Source organism: Paenibacillus sp. FSL R5-0766 (genome assembly GCF_037971845.1).
GTDB lineage: Bacteria > Bacillota > Bacilli > Paenibacillales > Paenibacillaceae > Paenibacillus.
In genome coordinates, this window is record NZ_CP150227.1 from 6,788,774 (window position 1) to 6,807,939 (window position 19,166).

Below are 19,166 nucleotides of genomic sequence, written 5' to 3' on the forward strand. Positions count from 1 at the left end.
TGCTTGCGTTCTGCTTATTATTCAGCCGGATTACAAAAAGAGGACGTTCATCTCATAATGAACGTCCTCTTTTGATCGGGCTCACAGCAGTTATTCAGAGTATCCATTCAGTTAATGGGCCTGGATTATAACCCTAAAAGCTCTCGCTTGGCTGCATCCGGATCATGTACGACCTCAATCTCATGGTTGAAGATTAGTGTCGCACGATCCTGCTCATATACAGGCCAGTTCACACCTGCAACTTCAGGTTGGCCATTCTTGGCAAAGGAAATCCAGGCATCCTGTACCTTGAGGGCAAGTGCCGCCGCAGCTTCATCCGGCTCCGCATTCATGAATTTGAGGACATGCAGTGTATTAAACACAAAGAACATTTCGATGCTGTGAATCGCTCTTTTTAACAGGGGATGTTCCGGCATCACCCAATCAAATCGATACATCCACACCGGGGCATATTTCTGTTGTGCCGCAGCATATTGCAGCGCTGACCGCCAGAAGTACATATCCGTCATGACTTGGGCTTGTCCATCTGCCGTTTTTGGATAACTATCCGCGATGGCTACCCGGTTCTCCAGATCTGGCGTCATAAAGTCTACGCCCTGAACCATATCGATCTCTTTTGAATAAGGTACATGTGGCTGAATGAACAGTGCACCCTCGTGTAATGTCGTACCAATCAGCACCGGAATATCCTGCGCTGAGCCTTCGCTCACTGCCTGAAGTGGCATCTGTGGTAGTGTATGCCCATCCAATACAGGTTGGAACAATAATGCCATACCTGCCCCGCTCTGCTGTTTGACCGTTTCACCGGCTGCAATAATCTGCTCTACAGGAATTGTATTTAACTTCTGCAGGTTGTCCCGGTCCACCCCAAGAATCTTCAGCATCCCTTCCCGCAACGCTGAAGCTTGCTCTGCCGGCATGAACTGAGAAGCACCGCTCTCCATAATGACACGTTGGAACAGTCCTTTGGCCGCTGGCATCGCCATCAGTGCTGCAATGCTCATGCTGCCTGCTGATTCGCCGAACACCGTAACTTGATCCGGGTTACCACCAAAAGCAGAGATATTATCCTTCACCCATTGTAATGCCGCAACCTGATCCAGCAGACCTGCATTGGATACATATGCATCACCTAATGGAGCCATATGCAGGAAACCCAAAGGTCCTAATCGGTAGTTAATCGTCACAACGATGACATCCCCCCGCACCGCTAACTGTGTACCATCATACATCGACTGGCTACCCGAACCTGTTACAAAGGAGCCTCCGTGAATCCATAGCATGACCGGCAGTGGTGTTGCTCCTTTTTCCTTAGGTGCCCAGATGTTCAGATATAAACTATCTTCTGACTCATTCGGAATTTCTGTCAGGCCTTCTGGTTGATGATGTCGTGGTTGTATATTCTCAGGTCCAAATTGAGTGGCCTGTCTGATTCCATCCCATGACTCGGGCTGTACCGGAGCTTTAAAACGCAGCTCACCTACCGGAGGTTTCGCATAGGGAATGCCTTTCCATACACTTGCATCATGCAAAAGTTCGCCTTGAACGGTACCATATGTCGTTTGAACCTGAAGTTCTCTCATGCCACTTCTACTTCCTCTCCATAAATAGGTTAAATTAACGAGTATGTGCATATTATGTGTACTTATTTGAGTATAGTTTGTAGTCATACCCATTTACAACTTTACCCAACTCTAGCCTCCCCTGCTACGTTTCACGTGGAACTTTATGGGGTGGATGATCTAATACATACCTTTAAGATGGACACCAAAAAGGCCACCCTTTGAGCAATATCATCAAGTCTAACTTATCTTAATGACATCGATCCTTAGCATGACCCTTTCCTTTTCACCACCCAAACAACTACCCTTTTACAGGATAACGCACCGTAAACTCGGCACCCTCAATCCATTTGCTCGTAACAAAGTTCCGCCCCTTTACAACCACTCGATCCTTATAAATCTCCACATGAAGCCCTTCGCTGCCCTCCAGATGTTCATCCTGATCCGTCCATAAATAACCTACAGACGACGCATTGAACATGGTTGGCATGTGGCCTGCACCATCGTACATCGTATGCTGTGCCTCCAGTTGCCAATGGGTGTGACCCGAGAAGAGGATCGCTTGCGGGTATTTGGTCAGAACGGCCTTGAGTTCCTTATCCTGATTCACACCATACCAGCCTTGTTCTTTCAGCGATCCTGCTACCGTATCCATAAGTGGCTGGTGCAAGAACAGGAAGATGGGATGATCTGGCGTCGCATGCTCAGACAATTTCGCATCCAGCCACTCCAATTGTTCAGCCGACATATCACAATCCTTCGGATGAGGTTGCTCGGTGCCCAGGAATATATAATGATACCCATCAATCCAGTGATCGTGGTATGCGCCCTTCATACCTGTTGTCCCTTCAAAATCACTTAATCGACGCTGCCATATCCCTGCGACTGTAATGGGGTCCACTCCTGAAGAGATCCGTCCCCCATCCTGACCCTCCTGCTCCGAAGGTGCAGCAGACAACGTATAGGTTCCGCCGGATAGTTTCTCAATTAGTGCAGCTGATTCAGCAGCGGTTTGTTTAGTGACCAGCTCCATATCTGCTTCCTGCTCCAACAACTCTGCTACTTCATCCTCTTTCATCTCAAGCAAAACGATCGGCGGATCTTGCCATACCACGGCTCCAATATCATGGTTACCTACCGTGTACCGGATGTCCGGCAAACTCTCCGCATGCTGCTTCCATATGCGTTGCAACTCACGATATTCGCTCGGCAGCCCCCGATCCGTCACATCGCCCACATGCATAATCCCGCTGCTCCCCTGACTGAATGTAGCTATGTCGGCTAACGCTTGCTCCAGATGCCGGTTATGAATATGGTCTGCCTCATCCCGCACATGTGTGTCTGTAATGACCTGAAAGCTGGCAAAAGGTTGCTCAGAGGTATGTTTATTTTCCATCAAGAATCACTCCATTTCAGTCCAATAATGCCAATCAGAATAAAACCGATCCATACCATCGACGTGAGCCGCAGACGTTCACCGAAATAGTAATGCCCTACGACGCCAATGAGGGTAATGCCCACGCCAGACCAGATCGCATAAGCTACAGCCAGCGGCATATACTTCACTGCAAAGTTGAGAAAGGTAAAGCTTGCGCCATAACAGACAAACATCAACACCGAAGGCCATAACCGCGAGAATCCATCCGATACTTTCAGCAAAATGGTAGCGCTCAGCTCCAGCCCAATGGCCAGTGCCAGTAGTACCCAGCCCAAGTAGGCGTGACTGTTCGTCATCGATTCAGCCCACCATTCAGCAATTCATGGAAGGATTGAATCGTTCTATCCGCCAAGCGGATTTTCCCCGGTTCTCCAATCCCAATCCTATACCCCGCACCAGCGGTTCGTGCCATCTCCATGTCTCCGTCCGTATCTCCAATAACCACAGTATGCTGCACGGATACACCCAACCGTTCACAGGCAAGTAGAAGCATATCGGGAAAAGGCTTGCCCCGCTCCACCAGATCCGTACCAATCACCACGTCAAAAAAGGAATCTAATCCCATCCACTGCAAATGTTTAATTGCACTTGGTGTATCATCTGCCGTCACTACACCCATAACCACGCCTTCGCTACGGCACTGTTCAAGGAATTCACGAACGCCCGGTAACGGATGTGCTGGACGATGCTGCTCCATCTCTTCCTCCGCCCGCGCCAAACACTCCCGAACCATGATCTTAGCTTCCGCCCAGCTGAGACCCGCACGATATCCATGCCATGTTAACACGGCATACACTTCATCCATCGTGCCCATCGCAAGTGGCCCTCGCACGTCATACCCATTCATCCGGCCTTGGTCATCGTGGAATGTACCCCAGATCTGTGGGAATTCATCTGTGTCGATATGGAGTCCTCTAGTCGCCAACTGATCTCTGAAGTCGTTCAAAACATAATCGGTCCAGAATCCCCACATGCCCGTAAAATCAAGTAATGTTCCGTCCTTGTCGAACAAAACGGCTTCAATCGGATTTGGTAATCTGTCCACATATATTTCATCTTGCATTGGTTAAACTCCTTGTCTGCGATCTTGTATAAACGGAAAGGACGGTACAGCATGTACCGCCCTTATCGCGTGAGTCAATTGCCTGTATACGTTTCTTATTTCGTTACACGATCTAATTCCTTCTGCGCCTTCTCTTTCGCTTCCTTCAGCGCTTGTTCCGCTGGCATATTATTGATCTGCACCTGATCAGCTGCATCTTTCAATGCATCATTGATCTTGCCACCCGTTGGATCCTGGAATGGAGCCGAAGCGTGAGCTGCCTGTTGCAGTGGTACGGTGATCTGTGGATTTTCCTCACTGAATTTCATGAACTCTGGATCTTGTTGTGCAGATTGACGAACTGCAATATATCCGGTGTTCATGGACCATGAAGCTGTGTTCGAAGTTTCAGAGAAATACGTAAGCCATTTGTATGCTGCCTGTTGTTGTTCAGGCGTTGCAGCTGACGGAATACCTGCCGAAATGGCACTTGCTACCGGTTTTCCTTCACCAATACCTTCCCAACCTGGTTGTTGCATCGCAGCGACTACGCTAAAGTCCAAGTCACCTTGGTCACCACTAGATCCCGTGTAACCCGCTGCTTTATTCTTCATGACATCATCAATCGTTTTGTACCAGTACTCCCAGCCCTGACCCCCATAATGAATGCCCATAATCTTGTCTTCGTTGATCCATTTACGGAACAAGTCCCATGTCTCGATCCATTCCGGGGAGTCGATCATGACGGTTTTGCCATCGTCGCTAAGAATCTGTCCGCCCTTACCCAGCACGGCATCAATCATATTGTCTCTACCCCACATCGGTTCCCAACCGTAGAAGGTAGTCTTGCCATTCTCTTGCTTGCTCATCTTCGCTGCTGCATCAGCCATCTTCTCCCATGTCGTCAGACTCGCTGGGTCGATTCCGTTCTCCTTGAACGTATCCATGCGGTAATACATGATCTGAGTTGTACCGTACATTGGCAAAAAGTATTGTTTTCCATCCACCTGTCCCTGGTTCAGGAATGTCTGAATGAAATCGTCTTTCTTAAAATTCGGATCAGCGGCAATCATCTCATCCATGGGCGCATAATATCCTTTACGTGCCCAGTCTATATTGGAGCTGAGTACAGCGGCTGGAACCTTCTTGGAAGCAATTGCTGCTTGCAGCTTCTGTTCCGTTTCCGTGTAATCTGCTTGTACAATTCCTTTTACAACGACTTCGTTCTGGGAGGCGTTGAACGCATCAATCGTCTTTTTCATGTTATCGCCCAGATTACCACCCAGACCATACCAGAATTCAATCTCCACCGGATCTTTCGCCTGAACTTCGGTTCCACTGGCGGCAGCCGTCGTGCCTGATTCTGCGGGTGCTTGTGTTCCGCAAGCGGTCAGCAGTGCAAAGCTGGTCGCAAGTACCAGCGACATGCCACCCTTCCAGTTCAACCTCAATCTCTTTTTCCATGTCATGCTTGCCTGACTCCAATTCATTGTTGTTCCTCCCGTTTTAGGTGAATGGTAGTGCATATCAGTTCTTGTTCACACCAGCCGTAATATTCACGCTCTGCATGATCGTCTTCTGGGTGAACAGGAAGAGAATAAGTAGAGGTGCGATGGTGAAGGCACTCGCAGCCATAATCTGTGGCCAGGCCAGGCCATATGCTCCGCCTTCTACAAAGAAGCTGCGCAGACCCGCCGATACCAGCTGTAAATCAGGGTCTTTGGTGATGAGCATAGGCCAGAAATAGTTGTTGTATTGTTCAATGAACGTAATCAGCACCATCACGGCGAAGCTTGAGCGAACAAGCGGTGTGATAATCGTCCAGAGAATCCGGAAATGAGAGGCACCGTCCAGCTGTCCGGCTTCCACCAATTCATGAGATACCTGCATGAACGCCTGCCGGATCAGGAAGATCGAGAACACGCTGACACAGTTGGATACAATCAAGCCGGTGTAGGAATCCAGCAGGTTAAGTTCGCTAAGTACCAGGTAACTAGGCAGATACACGGCCGTACTCGGTATCATATAACCCACCAGAATCAGGGATGTCAGCACACCTTTGAGACGGAATTTCATATGTGTCAGGGCGTACGCCATCATACTGGAGTTGACGATCTGAAATAGACAGATGGCTAACGCCACCCCGGTACTGTTCAGAATGTAACGGGCAAATGGTGCCGCATTCCAGGCATCCACATAGTTGCTCCACAGGAACGTCTCCGGCCAGAAGGTCGGCGGAAACTGCCAGATCTCATCATTGGTTTTGAATCCGCTAATGACCATCCAATAGAAGGGAAAGGCTGTACCCAGTGCGATAATGGCTAACAGAAGGTAGCGGATTAATTTACTTATTTTAAAATTCGGCTGTGACACGTTCTGCAACTCCTTGCGCTTCATCCGTTTAGACTTTTTGTTGGGCAATGTCATTGTCATTAGTAGTGCACCAGACGTCTGCCAAGCAGGAAAGATACTCCCGACAGCAACACGCAGATCAGAATAATCACAACGGCGATGGACGAAGCTTCACCTACATTAAAGGATTCGAATGCAGACTGGTAATACATGTACAGCAACGTTCTCGTTGATCCCGCCGGTCCACCCTGCGTCATGACGTTGATCTGGTCATAGGCTTGCAAGGACTGGATTGTAAGAATAATCGAGAGAAAAAATGTCGTTGGTGAGATCAGCGGCAATGTGATACTTCTGAACTTGTCCCAACCGTTGGCTCCATCGATTGAAGCTGCTTCGAGCAGATCGGAAGGCAGATTTCGTAGCGCAACGAGATAAAATACCATCGCCCACCCAATCGACTTCCAGAGCGTGACGATCAGAACAGCAACCAATGCCCAGTCCGCGTCACGCAACCAGCCGATCGGAGATACGCCTACCCAGCCCAGCATCAGATTAGCGAGTCCCACTTCGGGCTCAAAGATCCAGGACCACGCAATGGACACCGCAACTGTCGGGGTGACCCAAGGTGAGAACAGTAATGTCCGGAAGATGCCGGATGATTTGATTTTGCTATTCATGAGCATCGCAAGTGCCAATCCGCCCACAATGGTTGGGATTACACTGCCCAGTCCGAATAACAAGGTTACTTTCAGTGATCGATAGAATTCAGAGTTTGTCAGCAGATAACTGTAATTGTCCAAACCAACAAACAACTTGTCCGGGCTCATAAAGTCCCAATCGGTGAAACTGAGATAAACGATATATCCCAGAGGTCCCAGCCAGAAGATCAGCAATGGGATTAGAGCTGGCAGCGTGAATAGTACCGCCTCAGACTCCCTCCATAGTTTTAAACGCAAATCCCCCACTCCTTAATGTCCAATTTTTCTTTAATGATTGGGAATTTTTGAGTATAATCAGCTTTATATTTATTCTGTACAAAATTGATTGTACACTCGTATTGAAAATTCTAATTCCGGCTTATGTTAAAATTGGAGCAAGTCATGTAAAATATGAGGCAGCTAGTGGGAACGCTATCATAAACCAGAGGTGACATTGTGGGAAAAGAAACCGCCGGGAACCCGAATCATTCTTCGTTACCTGATCGGCATGCGCTGAGGGAGAGAGTTATTGAGGCCATCGCCAATACGATGGATCTATATGGGGTTAATCACACGTTTGGCAAATTGTACGGCATCATGTATTTTGAGGATCGTCCGATGACACTTGAAGAGATGAAGAATTCAATGAATATGAGTAAAAGCAACATGAGCTATGCGGTTCGTTCGCTTACAGAATCACAGATGATCTATAAACTGGAGGAAAAGAAGGAGCGCCAGGATCAATATCTGGCTGAGACCGACTTCTATCGTACGTTCCAGAATTTCTTCGGGGCCAAGCTCCAACGGGAAGTAGATGTCATGTTAGAAGGCATTCGTGAGGTCATTCCTGACCTGTCGGCAATGATCCTTTCGGAACATACCTCTTCCAAAGACCGAGATGATGCACTGCGTGATCTGCACAAACTCCAACATGCGGAGCAATACTACGTCTGGTTACAAGGATTTGTGGATCAGTTGCGGGATGGTAAGTTTTACGAGAATGCTGCACACACGCCCGATAAAGAGTAGTACAACTGCGTAACAGAATAACTAATGGGTAACCCAAAGCGCTAACAAACCTAGACGATTTGACGTACCAATGTTAAGTCACACTAAAGCGCAAAAAGGAGCTGTTCCTAGCCAATGTATGGCTTTTGGAACAGCTCTTTTTTTATTCTATCTATTGTATCGTCATATCCTATCCGTCATTAGGGGTTCTCTTTTCCATATGCTACTGCGTTAATGACCCCTTTTTTCTTTTAAACATATTACTTTTGCGCTGCGGCTTCGATATCTGCATATGCCCAGTGTGTTGCTGGTACATCACTGAACGTTGGCGTAGCTGCGCCAGTGAGTGGTGTGCGGTTGAACAATACATTCAACACTTTCACGGCTTCCGCACGTGTCAGCTTGCTATCCGGTTTGAATGTGCCATCGTTGTAACCAACCATCAGGCCAGCGGATTGCACGTATGCAATCGCATCTGCTGCCCACAGGTCTGCGGATACGTCTGTGAAGGAAACTGCTGGACCATTCACGGTTGTTGCACTCGCTTGTTGCTGCATCCAGCGATACGCAATCGTTGCCATCTGTGCACGGGTAATCGAGCCTTCCGGTGCAAATTGGGTGTTACTCATGCCGTTCATGATACCAGCGGATTGTGCTTTTTGAATCTCACTTGTTGCCCAGTGTGTCGCAGATACATCCTTGTAGCTCTCGCTATTCGCGGAACCTGCTGCCGGTTCAGTTGGAAGATTGCGAGCCAGCATAGCTGCCATCTGTGCACGTGTTACGAATGCATCTGGACGGAAATCTGCACCAAAACCTTGGATATACGGTTGATGTGTACTTTGTGAAGCTTTCAGTCCATCCACAACAACGAGGGTGAACGTACTGAATTTTGTTACAGTAAACTCAATGCCTTCGCTGTTATCCGCCAGTTTCACCAATTTGCCTTGAATCAATTCTTTTGTGCCGTCACTATGTTCGATATAGATCGCCAGGTTGTCCAATGCTTGCTGACGAGCAGCCGGATCGGTTGGCAGACTGTAACGCAATGGCAATGTCAACGTCACTTCGCGACTCTGCATGTTTGTATCAATTTCGACTGGACGAGCCAGTACACGCACATTCGTATTCGGAGCAACTTGTTGAATCAACTGCTCTTTTTTCGCACGTTCTTCGACTTCTTTGCGCTCCGATTCCTTTTTCAAAGGTACAACGCGGAAGTATAAGTCTTGATCGAATCCAGAAATGGAATTCGTCGGAACGGAAATCACTACATTTTCAGTGGAGATTTCAAGCTTAAGCGAACCATCATTCAGTTCTTTTACCACTGCTTTAGGCAGTTCAATACGTGTCTCGGACACGGCATCTTTGGTATCTGGGATGACAATGCGTGCTGTGTTCATGTTCAATTGCTTCGCTTTTTCTACCGATTCCTTGGCAATCGCTTCGGTCATTTTCACTAGATCTTTGATCGTGCCGTTGGTTTCGGTTGTACGGGTGATCGGTGTTTTGGTCAGATTAGTGCCGTTAGTTCCGTTAACGTCAACCACGATCTGTTCTTGTTTCGTTGTTGGTGCAGGTGTAGACGTTACAGGTGAAGATCCTCCTCCACTTCCACCGCCAGTTGATGGTGTTGGTGTTGGATTAATAATAATGACCTGATCGAAGAAACGATCAAATGCTATCTGCACTTCGCTAATACTGCTGTATCCGTTAGCAGGCTTACGGTCCAGCATCCATTTAGCCAGTTTTCCCATTCGATTCTCATCTTCTACTAGATCCTTCATAGCATTCAACTTAAGCAGGAATGGTTCGAAAGGCTCCATCATCTCAGTAGATTGCTGGAAACTGTATAGCATCAGCATGGCTTTCTTCATCTCGCTAACGTCTATAGTTTCATTAATGTAGGAATAATTCATGACTAACATTAATGAAGCACCGTAAACCTGTTCAATTGAAAGATCCGAACCCTGAAACAGACGTTTTGCGGTATAAGCAAGCAACTCTTTATCCACATTGGATGCATTTAAATATTTTTGACCTAACTCTTTAAACATTTCCATCCCTGGATATTCAAAGTACTCTGTTGACTCAACAAAAAGGGAATAGAACTCATTCAAATGCTGTTGGAAAAGAATCCTGTCTGTTTGTTTGATCGTTTGGATGCCTTTATATCCAATTTCCACAGCATATTCAACTTGTTTCTTAAGATTATAGGCATAGTCACTCGGTAAAAAGGTCATTACCACATTAGCTATGGCTTTCTTCTCCTCAGGTTGGAGAGTGTCAAAGCCAGCCGGAAGATCCAACCATTCCGGTTGAGTAATTGCTCCCAGGATAGCATCAGTATTCTTCGTAGCTCTCGCTTCGTTGATTACCTTCAAAGGATCTGCTGGATTAAAGAACTGATCAAACGTTTTTTGGATGTTTTTATAGTTTTCATAACCACCAACTGGACGCTTATCAATCATCCATTGGGCAAGTTTTCTATATGTCGCATAATCTATGCTATCCACTTTGTCCATGTTAAGCGGAAACTCTACCATATATTTGATAGTACTAGGGAGATTGTTATACTGTGTTGATTCCTTCTGTACTAAACGAAGACGTACCAAAGCATTATACATCTTGGTTTGAGTAGTTACATCATTGATTGCATTATAAGTAGATAACGACGTAGAAAGTTGATCTCTGTTCTGATATGAAGGAATCTCATCACGCATTGAGTAAAATTTCATGCGGTATGCAAAAATTTGTTTATCTACAACAGACAAATTTTCATACATTCTCCCTACTTTATATAGTGATTGAATACTTGGGTCGAGGTTTATGCTAAAAACTTCAGGTAAATTTAATAATTTTGAAAAATAAGCATTGATATTCTCCTCAACATCAGTCAGTTCAGGTTTATTAAAGAGGTTTCGTGGTTCTACAGCCATATCAAGTACATATTGCACTTGTTCTTTACTCACATATCCTTTTGCCCCATTCATTAAAGTGACAAATACAGCTACAGATTCTTTCTCATCGTTGCTCCAATCACTGAAATCTATAGGCAGTTCGAGTCCCAATGCGGAACCTTGGATTGCGGCAAGCACACCTTCTACATCTTCATTACTCTTAGCTAGATTCAATAGCTCAAGTGAGTCTGTTTCTATATTCTGAGTAAAGACCAAGATCTTATAGAGGCTTGCAGTATTACTTCCGTTTGCCTTAACACGAACCCATACCGTTGTATTCCCTTCAAATTGGGGTGGGTTCGTGGAGCTGTAATCAAACCAATTTTCGCCATTGTTCTGAGTGTATTCCATAGTCTCATCGGCATCAACAATGACATTTGCATTGTCATCTACACTTACTGCTGGTGCTACCGGTATTGGCTGAATTGGTGGGAATGGTGGGAATGTCGGTAGTGGTGGAATCATCGGGAAGAAGAAGTTATTGAAAGCTATTTGTATCTCACTGTAATTGGTGTAACCCCCATTTGGCTTTCTATCCAACATCCACTTTGACAACCGTTCCATTTCCGCAACATTAGAAGAAATAATCTGCATTTTATGGAAATCAAGAGGGAATATCCCTATGAGGCTCTCCTTAGGAGTTCCCTTATATTGCTCCGCTTTTTGTTGAATTTTATATAGCCCTGTTAAAGCTTCATTCATTTCGTTAGTCGTTGATGCTTTGGTAAAATAGAAACTTTGACTAAGCATCATATTGAGATTCATCACAGACTGTTCTAGTGATAAATCATTTCCAATTCTATCTAGATTAACTGAATATGATAATATGTTTTTATCCAGATCGGGCCCCAATAGATACTGATATAGTTGTGGCTGAATCGCACTTAAATATTCTGGGCTGAAAACATTGTTCGCACTAGCTAGTTTCTCAAAATAAGAGGTTAGCTTAGCTTGCATAACAGGCAATTGATGTTCACGCATAACTAATAGACCTTGGAATGCTAGATCAACCATAAATTGAATTTGATCCGTGTTCAGATACTTACCATCTGGTAGATGGGAATGTCCCACTAACGATATGATTGCATTCTGTTCATCAGAAGGGAGGGATTCAAATGCTGGAACCATGGTGATGAAGCTCGTATTTTGAAGTAGTTCACTTATTCTTGAGGCATCAAAATTCCCCCCAATAACATTGTTGAATTCGCTTAGCAACGTATTAGATGTAAATGTTATGGATTGCATCTGGTATGCAATTTCCATATTATTTCTATCCTGAACGATTACATTAAAATAGTACGTTTCTCCTTCGACTAAATCCGTAATCACTTTGGTGAATGTACCTGTTTCGGAATCGCTACCACCAACCCAATTACCATACGCGTATTGTGGAAATCCGCTGATTTCCTCCATATCTTTGATATTAGGTGCCTGGGAGACGAATACTTGATAATTCAGATCAGGTGAAGACGTTGTAACGGACTCGGCATACTCCCAACTTAGTTCAACCGAGTCATCACCAATGTTCTTTACTGTAATTAGACCATCTTTCCCCGGTACCGGATACGATACTTCTGCGCTAACCTTTCCTACTGGTGCCAACCATGGTGCTACCAATAGCAAAATGAGCAATATCTTCACTATTTTTCTGTACTGCATATTTCTTATCCCCCTAATCTCGCTTTCAAAAGATAGGCCTATTGTAGTACACAACTCTGAACGGATTCTGAACATTGAAGCAAATAAAAGGTCTTATTTCCATTATATATATTAAAAATGGGGTTTATTTCATTTTTTTCGTCATAATTCAACATTTTTTCGTTAAATATGTCATCTAAGACCTACTATCAAACTATCGCGCATGTATGCTGATCTCTCCCGATCAGCGAGTGCTCGTCCATGGAGACAAGGCCTATGTTGAACCGGATTAGATATCGCTTGGCGAACCTGCTCTTCGGGTTAGAATTGCGCTTGTCCACAGTCCAAATGGTGAAGTGATCGAATTCCTGGAAGAGGTTGATTTTGACCGATAATCCTCACCATCATCTATATGAAGTACACAAATAGCCTGTTGCCTCGTCATCCGTGGCAGCAGGCTGTTTCATGATTGGATTTGCTTGGCAAGCATCAGCACACGCGCCTACTCTTGCTCTGCATTCCCCAGCGTATACTCGCTTAGCTTTCCTTCATAGACCAATTGCAATCGTTCACTCTGGCGAAAATCATCCGGTGTCACCAGCGCCGGCAGCTTATTCCACAATTTGATTCCCGAACGCTGTAGAATCTCGGCTACAAATTGGGAGCAGAAGTAGGAGTTGCTGAACTCCACAGGTTCCTTGAGTGTAATGCCAATCACGCCGAGCAGATTGTACATATATTTCTGGCGGCTGCGGATGAAGATGTGCAGCACACGTTTCATCTTTTCCACTTCACGATCCGTCACCTGAAGCTCATAAATCACACATGTGGTATTGGGATACTTGCTGTATGTACCTGTCTGAATATCTTCCTTCACAAACCCGCCATTCAGCGGATTACTCGGATGTTTGCGGCCGAAGCTGTACAGCTCGGTTAACTCCCGGTCAAATGAGATCGATGCGTGATTATATGGCGCTCGGGTATAGCTCTGAATAACCTTGGTAAACAGCGTTCCTGTATTCGTAAGCAGGATATAGATGGAGCGTTCATCTGTCATAGCAAAATTTCCCCTTATCAAGTTGGTACTATTCCTTCATAATAACATAGGTACCCTATAATGGAATCTTACTTTGAATAAGCAGGTGATCGGTACGTGAGCAGTTCACTCTTTACACTAACATTAATCTTCACAGCTTTACTTGTGATACATATCGTATACAAAATTATTGCAAAGCTTCAGCCAAGCAAAGACTATTCAGGCATCGGCCAAAAAATCAAAACCTGGTGGGGCATGTTCGTAATCTTCTGCCTCGCAACCCTCTTCAACCCCATTGTATCGCTGATTTCCCTCATGGTGCTCGCATTCTTCTCACTCAAAGAATACTTCTCCATGATTCGCAGTACACGCAAAGCCGACCGCAGGCTGTTCCTATGGGCGTATCTGGCGATTCCGGTTCAGTTCTACTGGATCTACATTGGATGGTATGGCATGTTTATCGTGTTTATTCCACTATATGTGTTCCTGGTGCTGCCCCTGCCGCGTCTGATCAACAAAGGTACGGTCGGGTTCCTGCGCAGTGTCAGCTCCACACAATGGGGACTTATGCTGATGGTGTTCGGACTGAGCCACCTGGCCTATTTTCCTTTTGCCACACCGGAGTATGGGTCCAAGCTGGTATTGTTCTTGGTCGTGTTAACACAGCTTAATGATGTGGTGCACTATCTGGTCTCTCTCTATCTGGGCAAACGAAAAGTGGTGCCTACCGCCAATCCTTTTGTCACCTGGGAAGGGTTCGCGTGTGCGTTTATTGTAACGACAGCAACGTCGTATTTTATCCATCCCTACCTGACGCCATTTGATTGGAAATTCTCGCTGTTCATCGGGGTCTTGATCAGTCTGGCCGGATTCTTTGGCAGTCTGACGGTGTCTGTACTGAAGCGCGACCTATTAATTGGGGATGACAACAAGTTCGATTCGCTCAAAAAAAGCTACCTGAGCCGGGTCGACAGCTTGACCTATACCTCGCCGGTTATGTTCCACGTGGTCCGTTATTTCTTTGACTTTATGTAGCAACAGAACGGATAGATCGGCGAGCTTGTAATTATGTATGTCAAAAAAAGCAGCCCAAGTGGCTGCTTTTCCTGTTCAACAGGCTCTAGACGGAGCCTTCATGATGTGCCTGCTACTTCAACGTAATTTCCTTTTCGGACATGATTTCGTTCCCCTCATCATTTGTGAAGACAAATGTGGCTTTGCCCCGCTCGCCCTTCATCTCATCCGAATAGATAAAGCCGGAGAATTGTCCATTGCCGCTAAAGTAAAACCCCTCTTCACCATTTCCACCATGTTCAATGGCTTCCTGTAGCGAATTCACAATCGTAACCGTGTTAGACGTCCATCGCATCTCCGTTAGTGTATAGCCCTTCGGAACCTGCTTGATTCCAAAATCAAAGCTGTTACCCTCGCTCGGTTTCTCCGACTGGTCAATGACGATATCAATCTGCTCAGACGGTTCAGTGGATTCCGATTGAGCCGTAGGCTTGCCGTCATCACCACTGGCACTGCCTTGGCTATTGTTATTCTTCGCATCCGCATTCGGAACAGAGTTTTCTCCAGCTTCCTCTACGGGTTGCTTCGATTGCGGATAAGCGTGCTCCTGAACCGATTCTCCACTAGTGCCGCAGGCACTGACAAATAGCGAAATACAGAGCACAGACATGCAAAGTGCAGATTTTTTTATATTTATTCTCATCATCTACTTCTCCCTTCATCCATCTACAGCACATATATCTATATCAGTTGAACTATTCATTTACACGATAACGGAGAGGACAGAAAAAACCTGAAAAAGCGAAGCGTTCGCCTACAAGCTTTCTGTAAGAAAGCTGCATCGGAAGCATACGCTATCCCCGGATTTTCCCCTTCAGAAAAGGGAATCAAAAAAATCTGGGGATAACAGCGATTGGAAGGTTAGTCTGTCATCGTAGTGTCAGTGTAAATATTCTTTAGTTCAACTTATATAGCACACCACTTATTAATCACTACACCATATCGTCCCACATGAAGCTCCATTATATGTAAATGATTAATAAATTCAGTATGTAACTGCACCTCGATGAGTAAAAAAAGAACTCTGTTCATGACGTCATGCACTGTTTAATTTATCGATCAAACCCAGGCAAGACCAACACTTGTCCAATCTGGATGGCGTTATGCTCGATTTTGTTCACTTTCTTGATTGCTTCTATATACACACGAGTGTCCATCTGCTGAGGTTTATATGCCAATGAAATGCCCCACAGTGTATCTCCCTGAGATACCACGATCTGGTCACCCGATAATAATTGCTCATCCCCTGCAAATGCAGTGAATACAGCACTACACCCTATGATTATAATTAGAGTTATAGTGACGATCTTCATTAGCCAGGTTGGCGTCTTCACACGCTGCATGAATTGATCTTTAACATACACGGTGCGAGACTCGGACGTTTTGGTATAAACGGATTCATAAATACTTTTGTACGTAGAATATCTCATTCCAGTCGACCTCCAGACTTTCATTCCGCTAATCTTTAATTTCATGTTTACCTATGTATTTTTCCTATAACAATGAATGATCAATAATTTACTCTTTTACTGTATAGGTATCTTTGCCTAAGTATCCCTACCCTGATAGGTCTATACTACCAGTTCACTCTAAACAAATTCTGAACAACCGAATTTCAATGTTATATCCGATTTAATCTATCCAATATTCGTGCCTGATTTTCGGCGATGCTTGCTGAAACGTTTTTCTATAATAGGTTATAGATAAAGATTCTAATGAGTAAGGACGTGCCCCCATGATTTCTGCTGATCTAAAGGAACAATATTACGAGGCGCTTGTGGCCAAGGATTCGGAATACGAGGGTTTATTCTATGTTGGGGTCCGAACCACGGGTGTGTTCTGTCGTCCCACATGCCCGGCGCGAAAGCCAAAATTCGAAAACTGCGAATTTTATGAGACGGCTCAGCAGGCACTTCTGGCCTCTTATCGCCCTTGCCAGCGCTGTCGCCCGCTCTCTCACCCCAACCAAGTATCCGATGTCGTTCGCATATTAGTGGAAGCTGTGGAGAAAAATCCGGAGAAACGCTGGAAAGGACAGGATTTCAAGGCCCTCTCCATCGATGAATCCACGGCGCGCCGTCAGTTCAAGAAGCGGTTCGGCATGACCTTTGTCGAATATGCTCGCGCCCGACGCATGGGTCTTGCCCTGAAGAATATTCGCTCCGGCCGCACCGTGATTGATAGCCAATTATCTACCGGATATGAATCAAGCAGCGGCTTCCGCGATGCCTTTTCACGGATCATGGGTGCCGCCCCTACACAAGTCGATGAAGGACATATCCTAAAAGCGTCCTGGATTGACACCCGCCTCGGCCCGATGATGGCTATTGCTGATGAGGAGTCGCTATATTTACTGGAATTTGTGGACCGCAGAGGTCTGGAACGCGAAGTTGAGCGTCTGCGCAAACGAACCAAATCAGCTATTGTACCCGGCACTACGGCTCCCATACAGTCCATTGAGCGTGAACTAAAAGAGTACTTTCAGGGAAAAAGGACAGCATTCGACACACCGTTGTTCTGTTTAGGAACACCATTTCAAAAGCGTGTGTGGGACGAGTTGCTGGCCATTCCGGCTGGTGAAACGAGGTCATATCAGGAGATTGCAAATGCACTGGGAAAACCGACTGCTTGCCGAGCTGTGGCACAGGCAAATGGGGCCAATCAGCTTGCGATTGTGATTCCATGCCACCGTGTAATCAATGCTAGTGGTGAGCTGGGCGGATATGGCGGGGGATTAACTCGCAAAAACTGGCTTTTGACTCACGAGAAACAGGGGCAGGAACAGGATCGCTGCGAATAACGGAATGAAGTAATGAAGTACGCATCAAATGTCCAAAGGAATGCATGATATAACAAAGGAGAGTCAACATAATATGAGTACCTTAGAAGAAAAAGCAGCGTTGTTCCAACAATACCATGTGAAAGGAAAACCACTTGTTCTGATCAATGTGTGGGATGCCGGAAGCGCACAAACCATCCAATCCACTGGAGCAACGGCTATTGCTACCGGAAGCTGGTCCGTTGCTGCGGCCCACGGTGAACACGATGGTGAAGCCATGCCATTCCATCTGGTGCTTGCCAATCTTGCACGGATTACAGCGAGCGTGGACCTGCCTGTAACAATCGATATAGAGGGAGGGTATGGGAGGTCTGTGTCAGAAGTGAAGCAAAATATCCTGCAAGTCATCGATCATGGTGCTGTAGGAATCAACATTGAAGATCAACTTCCCGCTGGCTTGGGATTGTACACTGTGGTGGAGCAATGCCCGAGATTGTCCACCGCCCGGGAAGCTGCGGAGCAGGCAGGCATCCCGTTGTTCATTAACGCCCGCACAGATATTTTTCTGCAACATGCACCTGAACACCATAACCACTCTCTCCTGGAGGAAGCACTTATACGTTCGAGCCATTATGCAGATGCAGGAGCCAATGGTCTGTTTGTACCCGGTTTGCAGGATCACCAACTGATCCAGGAATTGTGCGAGCGTTCACCGCTGCCAATTAACGTTATGGTTACGTCTCCTGAGCCTTCACCAAAACAACTTGCCACACTGGGTGTAGCACGCGTAAGCTATGGACCTTATCCTTATCTGCAAGCTATGGAACACCTGAAAGAACTGGGGAGAAACATTTTATCGGGAAATTAACAGGAGGGCATGTTATAATCACCTCTATTGAACATTTACAGGAGGCAATTATGCTTAACGTGGAACAAAAGCTAGAAGTACTACAATCGTATCCCCAACTGCAACGCAAAGATGTTTCTCTCGGTCGTGTTAATTTCCACTACGAGGAAAGCGCGTATGATAAAAAGATTGTTGCTCTCCATATTCACCCTAACGGTAACGGTTATATCTATGCAGGGCTACTGCCTAACTATGAGACCGATGCTAAAGGATTCGTCAATATTCGTGATTACTCCGAAGCAGATCTGCGCACATTGTTAGATGAAACGATCCAAGCGATGTCTCACAATCCCAACGCAGTTGAATTTAAAGAACCAGAACAAGTAAAAGCTGCTGCTCCTGTATTGTCTGCAACCTCTACGGGTGGCGGAACGTGGATCGATGAAGATGGACATACGCTGACTTTAAAATACGAAGATGACATGTGGTATGTGTATTCCGGTGTTAATCTGGATATGGCTTTTGAAACGCGTAGCGAAGCCGGCGAGTACCTAAAAGACGAAGGATTCAAACCGCAGGCTCAGGCTTAAGGGATACACCTCCATTTGGAATTACACACACAGATTGTTGAATAGGTATATTCGGTGATCTAGGATGATACAAAAAACACGAGGCGTGTTCGCACTCGTGTTTTTTGGTTTACAGGAAATTTCGCATAGATTTATTGCCCCG

At 45.8% G+C, this 19,166-nt stretch carries 16 protein-coding genes; 5 read left to right on the forward strand and 11 right to left on the reverse strand.

Going from position 1 to position 19,166, the window contains the following annotated elements:
* Nucleotides 1-125 precede the first annotated feature (125 nt).
* The 7 genes from MKY66_RS29340 to MKY66_RS29370 form a co-directional block, all read right to left on the reverse strand.
* Entirely contained in the window at nucleotides 126-1,583 is a 1,458-nt protein-coding gene (locus MKY66_RS29340) for a carboxylesterase/lipase family protein (protein WP_076213773.1), read from the reverse strand.
* A 280-nt stretch (nucleotides 1,584-1,863) separates the two neighbouring features.
* Nucleotides 1,864-2,958, reverse strand: a complete 1,095-nt coding sequence (locus MKY66_RS29345) for a metallophosphoesterase (protein ID WP_076213770.1) — start codon at nucleotides 2,956-2,958, stop codon at nucleotides 1,864-1,866.
* Complete coding sequence (locus MKY66_RS29350) at nucleotides 2,958-3,296, reverse strand: multidrug efflux SMR transporter (protein WP_051447260.1); 339 nt, start codon at nucleotides 3,294-3,296, stop codon at nucleotides 2,958-2,960. The genes MKY66_RS29345 and MKY66_RS29350 overlap by 1 nt, the downstream gene beginning before the upstream one ends.
* Nucleotides 3,293-4,063: an HAD family hydrolase gene (locus MKY66_RS29355; protein WP_076213767.1), complete on the reverse strand. Its 771-nt coding sequence runs from the start codon at nucleotides 4,061-4,063 to the stop codon at nucleotides 3,293-3,295. Before MKY66_RS29355 ends, MKY66_RS29350 begins: the two co-directional genes overlap by 4 nt.
* A 95-nt stretch (nucleotides 4,064-4,158) precedes the next feature.
* A complete protein-coding gene (locus MKY66_RS29360; protein ID WP_076213764.1) occupies nucleotides 4,159-5,532 on the reverse strand; it encodes an ABC transporter substrate-binding protein in 1,374 nt (457 codons plus the stop codon).
* A gap of 37 nt (nucleotides 5,533-5,569) precedes the next feature.
* Entirely contained in the window at nucleotides 5,570-6,415 is an 846-nt protein-coding gene (locus MKY66_RS29365) for a carbohydrate ABC transporter permease (RefSeq protein ID WP_223199815.1), read from the reverse strand.
* 59 nt (nucleotides 6,416-6,474) lie between these two features.
* A complete protein-coding gene (locus tag MKY66_RS29370) occupies nucleotides 6,475-7,350 on the reverse strand; it encodes a sugar ABC transporter permease (RefSeq protein ID WP_036671737.1) in 876 nt (291 codons plus the stop codon).
* Between the two features lie 198 nt (nucleotides 7,351-7,548).
* On the opposite strand from MKY66_RS29370, the gene MKY66_RS29375 reads away from it, so the two are divergent.
* Nucleotides 7,549-8,121: a transcriptional regulator gene (locus MKY66_RS29375; protein WP_076213761.1), complete on the forward strand. Its 573-nt coding sequence runs from the start codon at nucleotides 7,549-7,551 to the stop codon at nucleotides 8,119-8,121.
* Nucleotides 8,122-8,360: 239 nt separating this feature from the next.
* Here the strand turns inward: MKY66_RS29375 and MKY66_RS29380 are convergent, their stop codons facing one another.
* Nucleotides 8,361-12,719 carry a DUF4073 domain-containing protein gene (locus tag MKY66_RS29380; RefSeq protein WP_076213758.1) on the reverse strand — a complete coding sequence of 1,453 codons (4,359 nt, stop codon included), beginning with the start codon at nucleotides 12,717-12,719 and terminating at the stop codon, nucleotides 8,361-8,363.
* A 481-nt stretch (nucleotides 12,720-13,200) separates the two neighbouring features.
* Nucleotides 13,201-13,755, reverse strand: a complete 555-nt coding sequence (locus MKY66_RS29385; RefSeq protein ID WP_062836632.1) for a hypothetical protein — start codon at nucleotides 13,753-13,755, stop codon at nucleotides 13,201-13,203.
* 96 nt (nucleotides 13,756-13,851) lie between these two features.
* On the opposite strand from MKY66_RS29385, the gene MKY66_RS29390 reads away from it, so the two are divergent.
* On the forward strand, nucleotides 13,852-14,769 hold the full coding sequence (locus tag MKY66_RS29390) for a phosphatidate cytidylyltransferase (RefSeq protein ID WP_076213755.1): 918 nt from the start codon (nucleotides 13,852-13,854) through the stop codon (nucleotides 14,767-14,769).
* Between the two features lie 112 nt (nucleotides 14,770-14,881).
* On the opposite strand, the gene MKY66_RS29395 is transcribed toward MKY66_RS29390, so the two are convergent.
* Nucleotides 14,882-15,454, reverse strand: coding sequence for a hypothetical protein (locus MKY66_RS29395; RefSeq protein ID WP_143760356.1), 573 nt, complete (start codon nucleotides 15,452-15,454; stop codon nucleotides 14,882-14,884).
* 406 nt (nucleotides 15,455-15,860) lie between these two features.
* Nucleotides 15,861-16,238 carry a LysM peptidoglycan-binding domain-containing protein gene (locus tag MKY66_RS29400; RefSeq protein WP_076213753.1) on the reverse strand — a complete coding sequence of 126 codons (378 nt, stop codon included), beginning with the start codon at nucleotides 16,236-16,238 and terminating at the stop codon, nucleotides 15,861-15,863.
* 305 nt (nucleotides 16,239-16,543) lie between these two features.
* Between MKY66_RS29400 and MKY66_RS29405 the strand changes: the two genes are divergently transcribed.
* The 3 genes from MKY66_RS29405 to MKY66_RS29415 all read left to right on the forward strand — a co-directional run bounded on the left by MKY66_RS29405 (nucleotide 16,544) and on the right by MKY66_RS29415 (nucleotide 19,024).
* Nucleotides 16,544-17,608 carry a trifunctional transcriptional activator/DNA repair protein Ada/methylated-DNA--[protein]-cysteine S-methyltransferase gene (locus MKY66_RS29405; protein WP_076213750.1) on the forward strand — a complete coding sequence of 355 codons (1,065 nt, stop codon included), beginning with the start codon at nucleotides 16,544-16,546 and terminating at the stop codon, nucleotides 17,606-17,608.
* 73 nt (nucleotides 17,609-17,681) lie between these two features.
* Nucleotides 17,682-18,455, forward strand: a complete 774-nt coding sequence (locus MKY66_RS29410; RefSeq protein ID WP_076213747.1) for an isocitrate lyase/phosphoenolpyruvate mutase family protein — start codon at nucleotides 17,682-17,684, stop codon at nucleotides 18,453-18,455.
* A gap of 50 nt (nucleotides 18,456-18,505) precedes the next feature.
* Nucleotides 18,506-19,024: a hypothetical protein gene (locus tag MKY66_RS29415; protein ID WP_076213744.1), complete on the forward strand. Its 519-nt coding sequence runs from the start codon at nucleotides 18,506-18,508 to the stop codon at nucleotides 19,022-19,024.
* Nucleotides 19,025-19,166 lie beyond the last annotated feature (142 nt).